The following is an 18,469-nucleotide window of genomic DNA, read 5'->3' on the forward strand; positions in this document are numbered from 1 at the left end:
TCTTTCCTTGTATGCTTGTTTATAAGATTATAGCAACTAGAGGTTTTGACCTAGTCCCCAAATCTGTAAACAAAGGGCTAGGAAAAATCCCGCCCTTTTTATCCGATTAAATTTGTCACCCAGAGTTGTTTGATAAAGTTTGTCGTAAAAGGGACACTTTGGATGATGTTTTTGGCTACTATACTTTTTTCGAGTGAATTTTGAATGATTGCCAGAGGCACTGTTGCAAGAATGGTCAGAGCCATTTGCAAGACAAATAAGGTTACTAATAGCGACAATAGGGCTGCTCCGATACGAAACCATTTGACATCGAGCTTTTTAGTTGGAATCAAGTGTAGGAACAAACCGATAAAACGTCCGATACTGTAACAAATTCCGAAAACTAAAAGGTAGGCTAGGCCTGCATAAAAGACCTTGTCTAGGTGAAACAGCTGGTCTGAAGGGAAGAAAAAGGTTCCCTGTCCTTCCTGAGGATTGGCATAAGGGACAAGCAAGTGGAAGTGGTCACCCAGTGATTTATAAAACTGTCCCGCAACAAAGGCTGAAACCACTGCAAGGAGGAAATAATAAACTTGCAACACCAAACCTCTACGGTAGCCGATGTAAAAGCCCCAAGCAAGAACCAATAAGAGTAGGATTGAAATCATAGGGAATCCTCAATCTTGCTCTGTTCTTGTTTAACAGCAATCAACTTGTGACGGAGTTCTAACAACTCTTGCTCCTTGTCATCAAATTCAATTTCACGATTGAGCTGTGTAGACAGACAGTTGACCGCCAAAAGAAGCGCAATGGTTTCATCATCCGCCCCAGGCATTTGTTCTTTAATTGCTTGGTATTTTTCAGTCGCAACCTTGGCAATTTCCTCCATAAAGAGGTTGTCATGCTCGGTTGTTAAGGTTAATGTCTTTTTTCCGAATGTAAACTTATATCGATTTAGATTTGCCATAAAATTCACCTCACGATATTATACCAAATTTCGCTAACTTTGTCAGTTTTTACCAATTCTCCTGCTTTTGTGGTACAATAGAGACTATGGCAAGTATCACACTCACACCAAGTGAACAGGAAATTCAGAGCTTTTTAAGTCAATATCAGAAGGCTCTCAGTCCTAGTAAAAATCCCTATATCCGCTATTTTTTGCGCTTCCCTCAGGCAACAGTTTCCATCTATACTTCTGGAAAAGTCCTCCTACAGGGAGAAGCTGCTGAGCAATACGCCAGTTTCTTTGGCTATGAGGTTCAACAAGAAAACAGTGGACAAGATTTTCCTATGATCGGGACTGATGAGGTGGGAAATGGTTCCTACTTTGGTGGACTAGCTGTCGTGGCTTCCTTCGTGACACCTGACCAGCATGACTTCTTGCGAAAACTCGGCGTGGGGGATTCAAAAACTCTGACAGACCAAAAGATTCGTCAGATTGCCCCTATCCTCAAGGAAAAGATACCACATCAAGCGCTCCTTCTTTCACCGAGCAAGTATAATGAAGTTATCGGAGAGCGTTACAATGCTGTTTCTGTAAAGGTTGCTCTTCACAACCAGGCTATCTTTCTCCTGCTTCAAAAAGGGGTCCAGCCAGAGAAAATCGTGATTGATGCTTTTACAAGTCCAAAAAACTATGATAAGTACTTGGCGCAAGAAGCCAACCGTTTTCCAAACAAGGTTAGTTTGGAAGAAAAAGCCGAGGGCAAATACCTGGCTGTTGCGGTTAGCTCCATCATCGCGCGTGATCTCTTTCTTGAAAACTTGGAAAATCTGGGACGAGAACTGGGCTATCAACTGCCAAGTGGCGCTGGAACTGCATCTGATAAGGTTGCTAGTAAAATCCTTCAGGCCTATGGAATGAAAGGACTTCATTTCTGTGCCAAACTGCATTTTAAAAACACTGAAAAAGTCAAAGCACTTCTAGAAAGGTAAATTATGAATTCGTTTAAAACATTTCTAAAAGAATGGGGAGTTTTCTTCCTGATTATCGCACTGGTAGGTCTTAGCCGTATCTTTCTTTGGAGCAATGTCCGTGTAGAAGGACACTCGATGGACCCTACCCTAGCTGACGGAGAAGTTCTCTTCGTTGTTAAACACCTCCCAATTGACCGCTTCGACATAGTGGTTGCGCATGAGGAAGATGGAAATAAAGACATTGTCAAAAGGGTTATCGGTATGCCTGGAGATACCATCCGCTACGAAAATGACAAACTCTTTATCAACGGTGAAGAAACGAATGAACCCTACCTAGCTGAATACCTCAACTTGTTCAAAACAGAAAAGTTGCAAAACACCTATACTGGAAAGGGATTCGAAGGAAACAAAGGAGTTTACTTTAGAGAACTTGCTCAAAAAGCACAAGCCTTTACGGTCGATGTCAATTCCAATACCAGCTTCAGCTTTACTGTCCCTCAAGGTGAGTACCTTCTCCTTGGTGACGATCGTCTAGTCTCTAGCGACAGCCGCCATGTTGGTACCTTCAAGGCCAGCGAAATCAAAGGCGAAGCAAAATTCCGTTTCTGGCCACTTAACCGTATCGGAACATTTTAAGATAAGGAAGAGGCCGAGAATGCTAAGTCTCAGTCTCTTTTTCTATTGTGAGAAAAAACCTTTTAGTCATCTAATTTTTTCAAAATTGCTAAGAACCAACTCTCACGAACTTATGTAAAGGAAACCTATGGAAGTTTATTTTTCAGGCACCATTGAACGCATTATTTTTGAAAATATCAGTAATTTCTATCGCATCCTCCTCCTAGATATCGAAGATACCAATGCGGAGGACTTTGACGATTTTGAAATCATCGTTACAGGAACCATGGCGGACGTGATTGAGGGCGAAGACTATACTTTTTGGGGGCAAATCGTTCAGCACTCCAAGTATGGGGAACAGCTACAAATCAGTCGTTATGAGCGAGCAAAACCCACTAGTAAGGGTCTAGTCAAGTACTTTTCTAGCAGCCATTTCAAGGGAATCGGTCTCAAGACTGCCCAGAAAATTGTTGATACCTATGGTGAAAACACTATCGACGAAATTCTGGAGCATCCTGAAAAGCTGGAAAGTATTGCTGGACTCTCTGCAAAAAACCGTGAGGCTTTTGTTTCCACCCTCCGTCTCAACTATGGGACAGAAATGGTCTTGGCTAAACTTGCCAACTACGGCATTCCCAATAAACTGGCCTTTCAGATTCAAGACTTTTACAAGGAAGAAACGCTGGATATTGTCGAAAACTATCCCTACCAACTGGTTGAAGATATCAAGGGCTTGGGTTTTACCATTGCTGACCAATTAGCCGCCGAACTAGGCATCGAAAGTCAAGCCCCTGAACGCTTCCGTGCTGGCCTTGTCCATAGTCTCTTTCAAGGTTGTATGGATACGGGCAATACCTATATGGAGGCCCGTGATTTACTGGAACAGACACTTACCCTCCTCGAGTCTTCCCGTCCCGTGGAACTGAACCCCAGCCAAGTCGCTCAGGAATTATCTCATCTGATTGAAGAAGACAAGGTTCAGCAGATTGATACCAAAATCTTTGATAACAGCCTCTTTTTTGCTGAGGAAGGTATTCGCAGTCACTTGGTTCGTATCCTTGAAAAAGGAAAACAGAAGAGCCAAGATCTAGAAAGCATTCACAAGCATATCTCTACTGTCGAGCAAGAACTGGGGATTCAGTACGATAGCATTCAAAAGCAGGCTATCTGTGACGCTATCCAGAACAAGGTCTTTATCCTGACAGGTGGACCTGGTACTGGTAAGACGACTGTTATCAATGGTATTATCGCTGTTTATGCCCTCTTAGAAGGACTCGATTTCAAGAAGAAAAGTAACTTACCTATTCTTCTCGCTGCCCCAACTGGTCGAGCGGCTCGGCGCATGAATGAATTGACAGGATTGCCAAGCGCGACCATACACCGCCATTTGGGAATGACGGGAGACGATGATACCAGCCATCTGGAAGATTATCTAGATGCCGACTTTATCATTGTAGATGAGTTTTCCATGGTGGATACTTGGTTAGCCAACCAGCTCTTCTCCAACATTTCTTCTAACAGTAAAATCCTCATTGTGGGTGATAGCGACCAGCTACCTTCTGTCAGTCCTGGCCAAGTTCTGGCCGACCTGCTCCAGATTGCACTGATTCCCCAGACTCGCTTAGAACGGATTTATCGTCAGAGCGAAGAATCAACCATCGTCACATTGGCAAGTCAGATTCGACAAGGCATCTTGCCAGCCGACTTTACCCAGAAAAAAGCAGACCGCTCCTACTTTGAAATCGCTAGTGGCCATATCCCAGCTACCATTGAGAAAATTCTTGGCGCTGCCCTCAGAAGTGGTATTTTGGCTCGCGATATTCAGGTGCTAGCGCCTATGTATCGAGGAACTGCTGGTATCGACGCCATCAACCAACTCATGCAAGACCTGCTCAATCCTCAGCAAAAGGGGCAAGTGAGCTTTGAAGCAACTCAGTGTCACTATCGAACAGGGGACAAGGTTATTCACCTAGTCAACGACGCTGAAGTCAATGTCTTTAATGGAGACCTAGGCTACATCACAGACCTGATTCCTGGAAAATACACCGAGTCCAAACAAGACGAGATTGTCATTGATTTTGATGGCAACGAGGTCATCTATCCACGCAATGAATGGTACAAGATCCGCCTGGCTTATGCCATGAGTATTCATAAGTCGCAGGGGAGTGAGTTTCCCGTTGTCATCCTGCCCATCACCAGTGCTAGCAAGCGCATGCTGGAGCGGAATCTCATCTACACAGCTATCACACGGGCCAAGAGCAAGCTCATCCTTCTTGGCGAGTTACAGGCCTTTGACTATGCAGTCAAGCATATCGGGACTGCTCGCAAGACCTATCTGATTGAACGCTTCAGTGATTTAATTGAAACTAATATTGAAGAAAGTAAACAAGCCTTCTCTGAAACTGCCACAGCAAGTGACTCTGAACAATCCTGCATCCTCACCGAGGAAAACTGGTCTAGCATCCCAGCCATGATTGGGATTACAGATGCAGACTTAAAAGAGATTTTTGGAAAATAGACCAGCAGAAAACCCACCTAGTCAGGTGGGCTTTTTCTCTTTTAAGATTATTTTACAGTTGCTGTGCTTGTGATCAATTCAACAGCTTTTTTGATAGTGATATCGTGTTTCAACATGTCAGCTGAAAGCAAGTTTTGAACTTGGGCCACTTCCATGTTGTAGTCTGCTGCCAATTGCTCGATTTCTTTTTGGATTTCTTCTTCTGAAGCGTCAAATCCTTCAGCTTTGGCAACTGCTTCGATAACAAGGTTAGTCTTGGTACGTGACTCAGCTTCTGCTTCGTATTGTTTGTGAAGGTCTTCTTGAGTAGTTCCAGTGATTTGGAAGTACATGTCAGGGTTGATCCCTTGGCGTTGCAAGTTTCCAAGGAATTCATTTACTGAACGGTGAACTTCTTCGTGGATCATTTCTTCTGGAAGTTCTACGATTTCAGCGTTTTCTACAGCTTTATCGATTGCTGCACCTTCTACTGCATCTTTGTATGCTTCTTCTTTTGCAGCAGTCAATTCTTTGCGGTATTTTTCTTTCAATTCGTCAAGAGTTTCCACTTCTTCGTCGATGTCTTTTGCAAGTTCATCGTCAAGAGCTGGAACTTCTTTAGCTTTAACTTCGTGGATAGTTGTTACGAATTTAGCTTCTTTACCTGCAAGGTCTTCTGCTTGGTAATCTTCTGGGAATGTTACGATAACATCAACAGTTTCACCAGCTGAATGACCTACCAATTGGTCTTCAAATCCAGGAATGAATTGACCTGAACCAAGTCCAAGTGAGAAGTTTTCACCTTTTCCGCCGTCGAACTCAACACCGTCGATAGAACCAACAAATTCAATGACAACAGTGTCACCATTTTCAGCAGCAGCTTCCTTGATAACCAATTCAGCCAAGTTGTTGCGTTCGCGTTCGATACGCTCTTCAACGTCAGCGTCTGTTACTTCTTTTTCTACATCTACTGATACTTCAAGGTTTTTGTAGTCACCCAATTTAACTTCAGGTTTTGTCACGACTTCAGCTGTGATAACCCAGTCTTGACCTTTTTCCATTGAAGTTACGTCAATTTTTGGTTGTGCAACGACTTCAAGACCAGCTTCTTTTACTGCAGCTTCATAAGCGTTTGGCAAAAGAGCGTTCATAACGTCTTGGTAAAGTGACTCTTCACCAAATTTTTGGTCGAAGATAGGACGTGGAAGGTGACCTTTACGGAAACCTGGAACGTTAAGAGATTTCTTTACTGAGTTGAAGACACGGTCCAATTCTGGTTTGATTTGGTCTTGAGAGATAGTGAAAGTCAAGACACCACGGTTTGTTTCTTTGTTTTCAAATGATACAGACATTCTGTCATTTCTCCTTAAAATTTTTTAAATACAGTCTATTATAGCATAAACCACGGTTAATTTTCAAGTAATGAATGCGCTTTTCAATGATGCTAAAGGTACTTGCTTGCTTCCCTGATACTGAGTTCAGCCATTCTTTCCCTGTTTTTTTCGATGAAGCTTGCTACCCATTCCGGATTGGTTTTAGAGTAGTCTCTTAGAGCCCAGCCGATGGCTTTGTTGATAAAAAATTCTGTCTGGTCCAGATTGTTGAGCAGGATTTTTTCCATCAGTTGGACATTTGTTTTCTCTTTCCTTAACAACTGGTGGTTAATAGCGACTCGTCTCAGCCAGATATTATCTGATAAACTCCATTGGAGGATGATTTCTCCCAGTTCTGGCTTGTCATATACCAAACTTCCTACTACTCGGTCTAGAATATCTACCGTATCCCACCATGACTTGGTCACAACCAGGCGCTCAAGCTTAGGCAAATCGTCCTTCGTTAGATAAGACTGCATGGCTTTCAAATAGTTGGCAGCCACATATTGGTATTCTCTAGGCTCCTTTTCCCAGCAAGTGTCTACAAAATCCCAATCGATAATCTTTGTTTTTTTCGCTTCTGGAAAATACTTTTTATAGAGTGAATTTCTTTCAGGACCTGCAATGCCTAGAAAGGGAAATTGATGGCGCATATAGGCTTCCATTGGGCCTGCTTTCTCAGGGTCTTTTCCCGCTTCTAGCTCCACAAGTAAATCTGTAAGATTCATCTAAAAATCCTCCTGCCCTACCAAGTGGTGCTGAAAGGCATAGACTGCAGCCTGAGTGCGATCGCTGACCTCAAGCTTGGCTAGGATGTTGGATACATGGGTCTTCACCGTCTTTAGGGAGATAAAGAGTTCATCTGCAATGCGCTGATTTTCGTAGCCCTTGGCGATGAGTTGGAGCACATCTCGCTCACGCGCAGTCAGATCCTCATGAAGCTCTATATGATTGCGGTGGTATTCGACCTTTTTGCTGACCTCTTGTTCAATAGCAAGCTCTCCAGAAGCAACCTTTCGAACAGCGTGGAGCAGTTCGTCTGCACTTGAAGTCTTGAGCATATAGCCTTTAGCACCCGCGTTCAAGACCGGCATGATTTTTTCATTGTCTAGGTAAGAGGTCACAATCAAAATCTTGGCTTCAGGCCATTCTTTGAGGATGGCCAAGGTAGCATCAATCCCATTCATCTCAGGCATGACAATATCCATGACAATGACATCTGGACGCAATTTCAAGGCCAAGTCAATGCCTTGAGACCCATTGGCAGCCTCGCCCACAACTTCCACATCGTCTTGGAGATCAAAATAGCTTTTCAAGCCCAATCGAACCATTTCATGGTCATCTACCAGTAAAATTTTCATCTCTACTCCTTTATGATTCCTTGTCTAGCAGGGGAATACGGATATCGACCGCTAGTCCTTGCTTTGGAGCTGTCAAGAGTTGAACCGTTCCTGCCATATCTTCGACCCGCTCCTTAATATTTCGCAGTCCATAACTCAAGTCGTCTAAACTCCCCAACTGGAAACCAATCCCATTATCCACCACCTTCAGCTGCAATTCAACATCTGTCTGATAGAGATAGACATCTAGGCAAGATGCCTGGGCATGGCGGAGGGTATTGCTAATCAACTCCTGCAAAATACGGAAGATATGTTCTTCGATTTTCTTAGGCAATTTAGACACATTCTGCTTGAAACTGACCTTGAGATCGCTCTTGTCCTCAAGCTCTTTTAAGAGGATTTGAATCCCCTCAACCAAACTCTTCTCTTCCAACTCAACTGGTCGCAAATGTAGGAGCAAGACCCGTAGATCTTTCTGAGCAGTCTCTAGGATGGCCGCAACACTTTGCAACTGGGTCTGCATCTTTTCTCTATCCAGCTTCAAAGCCTGCTGGCTGACACCTGATAAAATCATATGGGCTGCAAACAACTCCTGACTAACTGTATCGTGCAAGTCACGTGCAATCCGCTTCCGTTCTTTCTCGATAAGTGCTTCTTCCTTGACCAGGCTTTGATTTTCAGCCTTTTGAACAGCTTCTGTCAAGAGATTGAGCTTGCCAGATAAGGACTTGAAACTGGCATCCAAGTCTGGATCTGCAAAAGAAACCACCTCTTTTCCTGCTAGCAGTCGCTTGAGATTGATCTGCATTTTTCTGCGAGAAATTTCTTCCATCACGCGCCAAAAGAGGACAAAAAAGAAGGACATGGAAAGGCTAAAGACCAAGACTAAGAAGATTAACTTTTCTGTTTTCTCGATATCCTGTAGCAAATAGGACCAGTCTAGTTCAAAAATATCAAGCAGACTATTGGTTAAAAAGAGGATAAAAAGGAGAGAAGTCAGTCCGATTAATAGATAGGATTGCTTTTTCATCCTCTGACCACCTCCACATCTCCAATCATACTGGTTAGGAAAATTTTGACGCTCTTGTTACTCTTGAGGTAGTCTCTGGTTTCCTGATGATAGTGTTCATTGCGAAGGGATCTCTTAGGTTGATGAAGGAAGGTAAGATCTCCATAAAGACAGTTAACACTAAGACTAATTTCCACATCTACAGGTACGATAATCCTAGTCGTTCCGACCATTTTTCTAAGGATAATGACATTGTCATGATTGGTTAGGATAACTCTTTCTAAATGAATGGTGTCCTTACCCATGAGACGAAAGAGATTGATATCATCAAACTGGCAGGTCTGGTGACTAGAAAAATGATGAAGATTGCCAAACCAGGGATTGCGTTCATTTTTTACTGTCACCACCTCTTCAAAAACCAGGTCAGTCTCCTCTTTTTCTTGGTTCATCATTGGGTAAAGAAGAAAGAGACTGTAGATCACCGCTACAAAGATGGCTAAAATCACAAAGGGATTAAGCATGACGATGAAAAAGAAAAGAATAGTCGCCACAAGGAGGAATACGTTGTTGCCTTCTTTACCTGTATAATAACGGAGCAATAGTAAAAAGAGGAATAGAATCAGCAGAAAACGCGAAAAATGCTCTGATACCATCAAAATCAGAGCTCCCGTCAACAGACAGGCTTCAATAAATAAAAAGATTTGAAATTTTTTCATAGCTGCATCCTCTCCCTTCTATTTTATCACAATTCAAAAAAGTCACCTCGGTCTGAGGATGGAAAAAGGAGATAGGACAGAAATCGCTCGTACAAACTAGGTTCTTTCAGACCACTACAGTTTTATCTTAGTTGAAATAAGTTATAATATATAAGTGAGTATCAGATATACCAAGACATCGTCAACATCTAAGATATATTCAAAATACAAAAGTTGACCAAAGGTTGACCAACTAGATTTCTGGATATCCTTTATATTCATTCTCAAAAATGGTTTAAATAGCGTATCTTTTAAACTAGTTTTGAGAAGCCAAAAAATCTTCCTACATATGTAAGAAGATTTTTTAGCATGGTAAAAAGTGCTTATTTTACCCATTCACCATTATAATTTACCTTATAACCTTCTGGTGTAGTTGTATTGACTGCTAAAGCGCCTGAACGGTATGCATAATACCATTTTCCTGAGACTGTGAACCATCCAGTTTGCATTGCTCCTGAACCATTCAAATAGTACCATGAATTGCCTGATTTTGCCCATCCAGTTTGCATAGCGCCTGAACCACTGAGATAATACCATGAACTACCTGATTTCATCCATCCAGTCTGCATAGATCCTGAACCACTGAGATAATACCATGAATTACCTGATTTCATCCATCCAGTCTGCATTTCTCCTGAATTATTAAGATAGTACCATGAACCACTTGATTTCAACCAACCTGTCTGCATCCAACCTGAGCGATCAAAATGATACCATTTTCCGTTAATTTGTTCCCATCCATTAGTTGTATATGAACCATTGTTATGTTTGTACCACCAACGACCAGAAGATTGAATCCAACTACCTTTAGAGACTTCTTTATTGTTTGATTCAGTTTGTAAAAGTTTCTTGTACTGTTCTTTCAGTTTTGAAAGTTTTTCTTTTTCTGTAGCTAATTTCGAAACACTTTTTTTAAGTTTTTCTTTAGCTGAAGTTACATTATTTTTTGCTTTAGCTTCACGGTTCTTAGCGTTTTCAAGTGCAATGTTTGCCAAACGTAGGTTGTTTTCAGCAACTTGAGCTTGAAGTGGTGTAGCCATTGCGTCTGCAAGGACTTTTTCAGCTTCAGTTTTCAAGCTAAGTGCACTTGCATAATCAGTTGAAGCTTTGGTCAAAGCTTTCTTAGCATTTTCTGATGCAGTAGTTGCTTGTTCAACATTTGATTTAGCTGTTGCGACAGCTTTTTCGAGGGATGTGATGTCTTTTTCGTCTTTGATGACGTTTCCGCCAGCTAAGTCAAGAGTTGAGATGATGTGTAAACGTCCGTCAACGTTAGCTGTTGCAATTCCGACTGTGTTGTTAACAAAGTTGTTATATGAATGTCCCCATTTTGATGGTGCGTCTGCAAATGTTTGTCCCATGATTGCGTCGTACACTCTTTGTTTGAGTTCGTACATAGTCATAGATTTTGTTTCATTTGCAAGTGAAATGTTTTCACCATGGTAAGCACCATTGAGGTGACCAGCTTTTTCTGCTGAGATTCCACGCGCTACATATTTTTTAGATTGTTCACGTGCAATTCGAAGATCAGAGTCTGTAACAGTAACTTCATTCAATCCAAATTGTTTATGGATTGCAGTTAACACTTTTGCAGCATATAGGCTGACTTCTTTTTGTTGCTCTTCAGTCAAGTTATCCAATTCAACAGTTTTTTTCTTATCAGCTTCACTGATTTTTGTTGAAGAGTTTTCAATAACAGTTGCGCCAGAGTCAGTCATGAAATCTGAGTCGCCTTCGGCTTTATCTTTCTTGAACTGAGTCAAGTCTGCGATTGTTACTGTATCAACACCAGTATTTGCCAATTTATCTTGAGCAGATTTTAGTTCAGCTTGAGCTGATTGCAATTTGCTTTCAACTGTTTCAGCATGTTGGTTAGCGCCTGCCAATTTTTCTTTAGCCAATTTGACAGCATCATTTTTAGTATTAACATTGGTTTGAGCTGATTTAATAGCTTGTTCACGGTTGGCATCTGCTTTAGAAGCATTTTTCAAGATTTGTTTATTTTTTGCTTCTGTATCTTTAACTGTTTGAGTGGCTTTCACTACAGCTTCTTGAGCATCTTTAACAGATTTTTCTTTTAAAGCCAGTTCAGACTGATTGTTTTTAACTTCTGTCTCTGTTTTTTTAGTAACAGCTTCTTGAGCATCAAGCTGTGGTTTTAAATCAGATGATTTCTTTGCTTCATTTTGTAAAACCCGATACGCAGGTTCATTTACTGCAGTAGTTTTTACTCTTGTTTCTTGTGCCAAAGCTGTTGTCCCGATAGATGCAATCGCTAACGCAACACCAGTTGTTAAAACTTGAAGATTCTTTTTCTTTGACATCCTATCCTCCAATTATACACCTTTAAAAAGGCTTCTTCCTTTAACTATATCAAAATACCTGAATGATGTAAAGGTTTACATATTATATGCATAAATTAAATTTTAACTAGATAACAATCGCTAAGAAAAAAATCTTAGCGGTTTGTTTTTATACCAAAATTATCCTCTAAATTGCTTAGAAAATCATTTCTCCAAAAAGAGTCACTTATATTCTTGTAAAATTCGACTAAATACCGTTTAAACGAAATTTCAATTATAACTCTATTTTTATTTTGTTCTTCAATCTTTTCTTTATACTTCTTAATCTGATACTTTTCAAATTCATATATTTTATTGGCAAGAGAAGAAATCACGTTCTTATTTGCTTGCTCCATATAAAATTCCTTAAACTTATTGAAGGATTTTTCAAGATTAAAAGGTGGTATAAATTCTTGATTCTTTAACTTATTATAAAATTCTTCTACTTCTTCTAATCTACTATTGTAACCATCCAATGACAATTCTGGTGCTACAGACTGTAATATTTCTGTCCGTCCCCTAACATCCTCTAATAATTCACCTACTTTTTCAGCTTGTTCAATGTATAATTTCTGATTTTCAAACCAATCTTCTTTTAATCTTTGTTCAAATTCTTCTAATAAAGTATTTATAGTTGGCAAAAGGCTACAAAAAGGGCGGGATTCTTGTCCCGGCCTCTTTAGATCTGATCCTTTGCTTCTTTGAGTTTACCATAAAGAATATAGTCTACGTTTTGCAGATCCGCTATGGTGGCACAGTTAAGGGAACACATGATCAAGCGTAAATCTGCTTTCCAACCTTGGATGATGCTAATCACTTCCTCGACCGAGTAGGTTTCAACCAAGTCCAGAACGGTTCGTGATAATCCCACAGCCTTGGCACCAAAGACCAGGCACTTAATCATATCAAGTGGGTTCCGAACGCCTCCGCTGACCAAGAGTTCGACCTTGTCTTTCCAGCCTTGGGCATTGAGAAGGGCTTGCATGGTGGATTGTCCCCATTGATTGAGGTAATCACGCTGACCACTGCGACGGTTTTCGATATAGGCAAAACTGGTACCACCACGACCTGACAGGTCAACGGTTCGAACACCCAGTTCATAGGCTCTCTCTATGGTCTTGGCATCCATGCCAAAGCCCACTTCCTTGAGAATAATAGGAACAGGTATTTGCTTGCTATAGTCTGCCAGATGCGAATACCAGCTTCTGAACTTCCTTTCTCCCTCAGGCATGAGCAATTCCTGCATGACATTGACATGCACTTGCAAGAGGAGAGGATTCATCGCTTGCACAGTCTGAAGTCCTAACTCGACAGGCTTGTCCAAGCCAATATTGGTCCCAAGGAGGAGCTTCGGATGGCTAGACTTGACAGAAAATGAGTCATCTGTTGGATCCTTGAGGGCTGCGCTATAAGAGCCCGTCACAAACAAAATCCCACAGGCTTCTGCCACCTGAGCCAGCTTTTGATTGATTTCTCTCCCCTTATCGCTCCCACCTGTCATGGCATTGATATAAAAAGGAAAGTCCCATTTTCGACCAGCAAATTCTGTAGACAAATCAATCTCATCCAGATCGTAAAGAGGCAGGGAAGAATGAATCAACTCCACCTCATCAAAGCTATTATAGGAACTTTTCTGCTCAAGGGCATAGCGGATGTGCTCGTCCTTACGATTTGTCGTCATGTCCTATCCTTTCTTGGTATAAAAGCTCAATCCCCAGATTGGCCCAACGATTTTTTAGGGTTTCGGTCGATTGCACATCAAAACTCAAGGCAATCCCACAGTCACCACCACCAGCTCCACTGCTCTTGGCAACGGCTTGCAAATCTTGACTGGCTTCTTTCAGCTGTCTGAGCGAAGGAGTGTAAATATCTGGGCTCAACCCTTCTAAAAGCTGACTGGCTGTTTCTACCTGCTTGATGATTTCTTCTGCATTCCCCTGCTCCAAGGCTTCTACCAAAGCAGATACCGTTGCTTTTGAGGAAGTTAAAAAATTCGGATTGATATTTTGTTTGATTTGTTGGACCATGTCACTAGACACAGCCACTTCCTTGGTCCATCCCACTAGAAAATCACATTCTAGAGCTGGTTGCACTTGTGAGATAGAAAAGCCCCAATCACGCTCCAAAACTGTCGCCAAGTTTTCTTCTTCCAACCACGCAGCTATCTTCTTTCGATCAAAAGACTGGTAGAGAACCAAATCCTCTGCAACGATACAGGCAAGGTCTCCCATAGAACCATTGTCTCCTCGCTTGAGTAAGACCGCGCTAGCCAGCTTGAATAAGAGATCCTGATCAATCGAAAGATTATACAGAGCAAGCAGAGCCTTGACAACCAAGACAACGACACTACCACTAGAGCCTAGACCAAACTTTTTGCCTTCCCGTTCCATTTTCCCTCGGATTTCCAAGGAAAAAGGACGCAAGGTTTGCCCACGATCAGCGAGGAAATCATTCATCAAAGCAATTGTTTCTTGAATCAAACTGTAGGCAGGATTTGGCGTCAAGTCCACTGCAAAATCAAACATATCTGAATAGATACGGTAGCTATCAGAAAAGGCAATCTCTCCTTTCATATAGATAGGTATCGCCTTTATCAAGGCCAACTGTCCTGGCTCTAAAATAGCATACTCACCCGCCCAATAGAGTTTTCCGCAAGTTTTAACAGCAATCATCTTGGCTCAAATCCTTTGTTTTTGACACAATCAAGCGATAACGTTGACCGAAAATTTCTGATAAATGCTCCAAGTCTTTCTCCTGACAGAGGACCTTGACATTGGGACCCGCATCCATGGTAAAGTAGCAGGATTCCCCTTGCTCACGAAGCTGGCGGACAAAGTCCATGGCCTCATAAGTCGCATCCGTCAGATAAGAAAAGGCTGGTGATGCTGTTTTTGTCGTAGCGTGCATAGCGAGGGCATTTTTCTCCGTTAATTCCCCAACTTTGGTAAAGTCATTTTCCTTGAGATAAAGCAGCATCTCCTGATAGTCCTTTTCAGACTGACGCACCCAGTCATCAAAAGTCGTCGAAGTTTCCACACAAAGTTTCATCCCATCACGGCTAGAGATTGGTTTTTTCTTGTCTTCTAGCACCAACATAATCATAGCTAGTTTCAAGTCTGTCTCTACAGGGTAGATTTCCCCACTATCCTTATCCCAGGCACCGAGTGGCCCATAAAAACTACGAGAGGAAGAACCCGAAGCAAACTTAGCCTCCTGTGCCAACTGACTTCTATCCAATCCAAGCTGGAAATAAGCATTGCATGCCTTGACCAAGGCGGACAAACCACTGGAACTGGAGGACAAACCCGCTGCAGTTGGCATGTTGTTTTGGGTATCGATACGGACAAAGCCCTCACCTGCTGGACGATAGCGGTCGATGATTTTGCTCATCTTGGCATGCTCCGCCTCATTTTGGAGCTGATCATTGATATAAAAGGCATCAGCAGTCGCATCTGTCGGTAGAGGCGATAAGGTCGTCTCTGTGTACATATTTTCCAAAGTCAGAGAGATACTGCTAGTAGCAGGAACCATCTCTTTTTCTTTTTTCTTTCCCCAGTATTTGATAATGGCAATATTTGCGTAGGAACGTACTGTTACAGGCTTTCGATCCATGTCTGAACAGCTCCTTTCTCTTCTAATCGTTTTGCTAGTTCTTGTGCTTGATCCAGATTGAATGCCAAGGCTATGATACAGCCTCCTAGCCCGCCACCGCTCATCTTGGCACCCAGAGCACCATTGCTAAGAGCCGTTTCAACCAGTGAGTCAGCCTCAGGGCTGCTGACACCAATTTCTTTTAAATGTAAATGTGCCTGACTGAATATTTGTCCCAGTCCTTCAGCATCTTTTCGTCTAATCGCATCTTCTGCTTGCTGGGTCAATTCTCCCAAGGCATGCAAAAACGGTAGGGCATCCTTCCCCTTGCTTTGAACCACTTGGATGGCTTCACGAGTGCGACCATACACGCCCGTATCAGCAATCACCAAATAGGCAGATAGGTTCATCTCAAGTTCTGTAAAACCAACATTCTTGATAAAGCGAATAGGCTGGTCACTGAGACAGGTCTTGGCATCCAAACCACTCGGATTCATATGGGCAATCATCTCAGCCCGATTAACCAAGATTTCTAGTATATCATGAGGCAGGTCAGCTTGATAGTAGTCAAAAACAGCTCGAATGGCCGCTATACTGATAGCCGCTGACGAACCCATCCCTCGTTTTTCAGGAATAGCCGAATCAATCACACAGCGAATGCAGGCATCCTTGATATTTAGATGTTCAAGTGAAGCATACACCGCCATAGACAAGGTATCCTCCTCATAAAGACGCCATGGACTTTCAGCTGGGACCACCTTACAAGTCACCTCCACCTCCAAAAGAGGCAGGGAGATAGCAGGATAACCGTAAACAACAGCATGCTCTCCTATTAAAATAATCTTACTATGTGCCTGACCGACACCAACTTTTTTTGTCATTTTTTCCTTTTGCTAGACGAAAAAGCCGTCTCATTTTTCATACAAGTATTTATTCTTTCCTATCTATTTTATTATATTTTCACAAAAAAAGCGATTGTTTCCTTCACAATCGCCTCTTTCATTATTGAACCCATTCGCCATTATAATTGACAGAATAGCCTTCTACGGTAGTATTCACCGCCAAAGCACCTGAGCTATAAGCATAGTACCATTTGCCATTGACCTGGAACCAGCCTGTCTTCATATCTCCATTACTTGCATGTAGATAATACCAAGTCGAACCTTCTTGATACCAACCAGTTGCCATAGCTCCTGATGAACGGAGATAGTACCACTTGTTCCCAAGGTTTTGCCAACCAGTTTTCATATCGCCATTTGGTTGGTCTAAATAATACCAAGTGGTACCTTCCTGATACCAGCCAGTCGCCATTGCTCCTGATGAACGGAGATAGTACCATTTATTACCAAGATGTTGCCAACCTGTTTGCATGATGCCAGTTGTTGGATCTAAGTAGTACCATGGAGCAGGTTTGCTTCTATCAATGCCAAAAGTAACATGGAAATCTTGAGTCCAACCCTTAGCAACTTCACCAATTGGTAGTGGATTGTAAGAATCATCGCCAGAAATTCCTAGCTTATTTAAATAATACCAATTGCCGTCTTCATAAGTCCAGCCTGTCTTTACAGCATAATTATTATCAAAATAATAAGTTCTCTTTTCAGCAGATGGAGTATATTGTTCACCGTATACTTTTCCTGTATTTTCAGACGTTTTTGCCTCTAGTACTTGTTTATCTGTTTGTTCTAGCAAAGCACCATCTTGTCCAAAATAGTACCACTTCTGTTGAAGCCCAATTTCTAAGACTGGACGATTATTAAATAAATTATCACGATAACCTGTTCCATGAATTTCTACGTATTGCCAACCGACAACCATCTCTCCTCTATCACCAAAATAGTAAGTTTTACCGTCTATTTTATGCCAATAGATTGCTTTATGATCATCTTTTACATAATATTTTCTATTATCCTTATCAACAAATTGGCCACCTGTGGTATCCGCAAATACAGCATTTGTAGCTAGCAAACCAAAGAAAAATGTTGCTAGTGCGACTTGCATCATTTTTTTCAAAAGCTTCATTTGTATCTCCTCCAAGATTAAATCCACTCACCAGATGAAGCAAAGTTATAAACTTTACCATCGATAGTTTGGCTACCTGTAACCATTGCTCCATTTGAATTGAGATAATACCAGTTTCCATTGACTTGGAACCAACCTGTCTTCATATCGCCATTACTTGCATTGAGGTAGTACCAAGTTGAGCCGTCTTTCACCCAACCAGTTGCCATAGCTCCTGATGAACGGAGATAGTACCACTTGTTACCAAGATATTGCCAGCCTGTTTTCATATCGCCATTTTCAGCATCTAAATAGTACCAAGTTGAGCCTTCCTGATACCAGCCAGTTGTCATAGCTCCTGATGAACGGAGGTAGTACCACTTATTGCCAATTTGCTTCCAACCAGTTTGCATGATACCAGTTTCTGAATCTAGATAGTACCAAGTGGAAGCATCTTGAATCCAACCAGAACGTTTCTCACCACCAAGATTCTTATTCCCAGAATTTCCTGTTTTTGCTAGGTAATACCAGTTAGATTGATCATAAAGCCAACCTGTCTTTAAAGAATGATCTTGATCAAAGTAGTAGTATGCTAATTTAAGAACTTCGGGACCTTCCCAGCCTTCACCATGTTTTTTCCCAACGGTTAAGGAATCTTTTAGCTCTAATTGTTGCCAACCAACAAACTCTTGTAGCACTCCATTTTTGTCAAAGTAGTACCATTCTGGCATTGGGGAACCTTCTAATCTGATACCATTTGGGTAAGGACCAATTGTACTACCTTTAGATGGAAACGGAATATATTGCCAGCCGACCACCATCTCTCCAGATAGAGGATCAAAATAATAGTACTTCCCATCAATCACTCGCCAGTAGGTTTCTTTGAGTTCCCCCTTCTTGTAGTAGGTTCTACCATTTTCTTGGACAAATTGCCAGCCTTCTGAATCAGCATCATTCGCCAATACGGTATTAGTCGCTAGCAAAGCAAAGAAAAAGACTGCTAGTAGAACTTGCAACATTTTTTTCAAAAATTTCATTAGATCTTCCTCC

18 protein-coding genes are annotated in these 18,469 nt (G+C 41.7%); 3 read left to right on the forward strand and 15 right to left on the reverse strand.

Going from position 1 to position 18,469, the window contains the following annotated elements; genetic code table 11:
• Positions 1–98: 98 nt before the first annotated feature.
• Positions 99–647: a CvpA family protein gene (locus SNAG_RS07955; RefSeq protein WP_096408233.1), complete on the reverse strand. Its 549-nt coding sequence runs from the start codon at positions 645–647 to the stop codon at positions 99–101.
• On the reverse strand, positions 644–946 hold the full coding sequence (gene zapA, locus SNAG_RS07960) for a cell division protein ZapA (protein ID WP_000002028.1): 303 nt from the start codon (positions 944–946) through the stop codon (positions 644–646). The genes SNAG_RS07955 and zapA overlap by 4 nt, the downstream gene beginning before the upstream one ends.
• Before the next feature lie 86 nt (positions 947–1,032).
• Between zapA and rnhC the strand changes: the two genes are divergently transcribed.
• The 3 genes from rnhC to recD2 all read left to right on the forward strand — a co-directional run bounded on the left by rnhC (position 1,033) and on the right by recD2 (position 5,029).
• Positions 1,033–1,914 (forward strand): ribonuclease HIII, encoded by an 882-nt coding sequence (gene rnhC / locus SNAG_RS07965; RefSeq protein ID WP_096408235.1) that lies wholly within the window; start codon positions 1,033–1,035, stop codon positions 1,912–1,914.
• A 3-nt stretch (positions 1,915–1,917) separates the two neighbouring features.
• On the forward strand, positions 1,918–2,532 hold the full coding sequence (gene lepB, locus SNAG_RS07970; protein WP_001083993.1) for a signal peptidase I: 615 nt from the start codon (positions 1,918–1,920) through the stop codon (positions 2,530–2,532).
• A gap of 127 nt (positions 2,533–2,659) precedes the next feature.
• Complete coding sequence (gene recD2 / locus SNAG_RS07975) at positions 2,660–5,029, forward strand: SF1B family DNA helicase RecD2 (protein ID WP_096408238.1); 2,370 nt, start codon at positions 2,660–2,662, stop codon at positions 5,027–5,029.
• Between the two features lie 47 nt (positions 5,030–5,076).
• On the opposite strand, the gene tig is transcribed toward recD2, so the two are convergent.
• From tig to cbpJ, 13 genes are all read right to left on the reverse strand, one after another.
• Positions 5,077–6,360 (reverse strand): trigger factor, encoded by a 1,284-nt coding sequence (tig, locus tag SNAG_RS07980; RefSeq protein ID WP_096408240.1) that lies wholly within the window; start codon positions 6,358–6,360, stop codon positions 5,077–5,079.
• A gap of 92 nt (positions 6,361–6,452) precedes the next feature.
• Entirely contained in the window at positions 6,453–7,109 is a 657-nt protein-coding gene (locus SNAG_RS07985) for a DNA alkylation repair protein (RefSeq protein WP_096408243.1), read from the reverse strand.
• Positions 7,110–7,742 carry a response regulator transcription factor gene (locus tag SNAG_RS07990; protein WP_096408245.1) on the reverse strand — a complete coding sequence of 211 codons (633 nt, stop codon included), beginning with the start codon at positions 7,740–7,742 and terminating at the stop codon, positions 7,110–7,112. It lies immediately after the preceding gene.
• A gap of 10 nt (positions 7,743–7,752) precedes the next feature.
• On the reverse strand, positions 7,753–8,751 hold the full coding sequence (locus SNAG_RS07995; RefSeq protein ID WP_096408248.1) for a sensor histidine kinase: 999 nt from the start codon (positions 8,749–8,751) through the stop codon (positions 7,753–7,755).
• Positions 8,748–9,446, reverse strand: coding sequence for a cell wall-active antibiotics response protein LiaF (gene liaF, locus SNAG_RS08000; RefSeq protein WP_000714482.1), 699 nt, complete (start codon positions 9,444–9,446; stop codon positions 8,748–8,750). Before liaF ends, SNAG_RS07995 begins: the two co-directional genes overlap by 4 nt.
• Positions 9,447–9,808: 362 nt before the next feature.
• Positions 9,809–11,809 carry an SEC10/PgrA surface exclusion domain-containing protein gene (locus SNAG_RS08010; RefSeq protein WP_269456853.1) on the reverse strand — a complete coding sequence of 667 codons (2,001 nt, stop codon included), beginning with the start codon at positions 11,807–11,809 and terminating at the stop codon, positions 9,809–9,811.
• 134 nt (positions 11,810–11,943) lie between these two features.
• Entirely contained in the window at positions 11,944–12,468 is a 525-nt protein-coding gene (locus SNAG_RS08015) for a hypothetical protein (RefSeq protein ID WP_096408253.1), read from the reverse strand.
• 38 nt (positions 12,469–12,506) lie between these two features.
• Entirely contained in the window at positions 12,507–13,508 is a 1,002-nt protein-coding gene (fni, locus tag SNAG_RS08020; RefSeq protein ID WP_096408257.1) for a type 2 isopentenyl-diphosphate Delta-isomerase, read from the reverse strand.
• A complete protein-coding gene (locus SNAG_RS08025) occupies positions 13,492–14,499 on the reverse strand; it encodes a phosphomevalonate kinase (protein ID WP_096408260.1) in 1,008 nt (335 codons plus the stop codon). Before SNAG_RS08025 ends, fni begins: the two co-directional genes overlap by 17 nt.
• Positions 14,486–15,439 (reverse strand): diphosphomevalonate decarboxylase, encoded by a 954-nt coding sequence (mvaD, locus tag SNAG_RS08030; RefSeq protein ID WP_096408262.1) that lies wholly within the window; start codon positions 15,437–15,439, stop codon positions 14,486–14,488. The genes SNAG_RS08025 and mvaD overlap by 14 nt, the downstream gene beginning before the upstream one ends.
• A complete protein-coding gene (gene mvk / locus SNAG_RS08035) occupies positions 15,421–16,299 on the reverse strand; it encodes a mevalonate kinase (protein ID WP_096408265.1) in 879 nt (292 codons plus the stop codon). Before mvk ends, mvaD begins: the two co-directional genes overlap by 19 nt.
• Before the next feature lie 121 nt (positions 16,300–16,420).
• Entirely contained in the window at positions 16,421–17,440 is a 1,020-nt protein-coding gene (gene cbpC / locus SNAG_RS08040) for a choline-binding protein CbpC (RefSeq protein ID WP_096408268.1), read from the reverse strand.
• A 17-nt stretch (positions 17,441–17,457) separates the two neighbouring features.
• On the reverse strand, positions 17,458–18,456 hold the full coding sequence (cbpJ, locus tag SNAG_RS10055) for a choline-binding protein CbpJ (protein ID WP_096408270.1): 999 nt from the start codon (positions 18,454–18,456) through the stop codon (positions 17,458–17,460).
• Positions 18,457–18,469: the final 13 nt, after the last annotated feature.

The sequence above is a fragment of the Streptococcus sp. NPS 308 genome (assembly GCF_002355895.1).
GTDB lineage: Bacteria > Bacillota > Bacilli > Lactobacillales > Streptococcaceae > Streptococcus.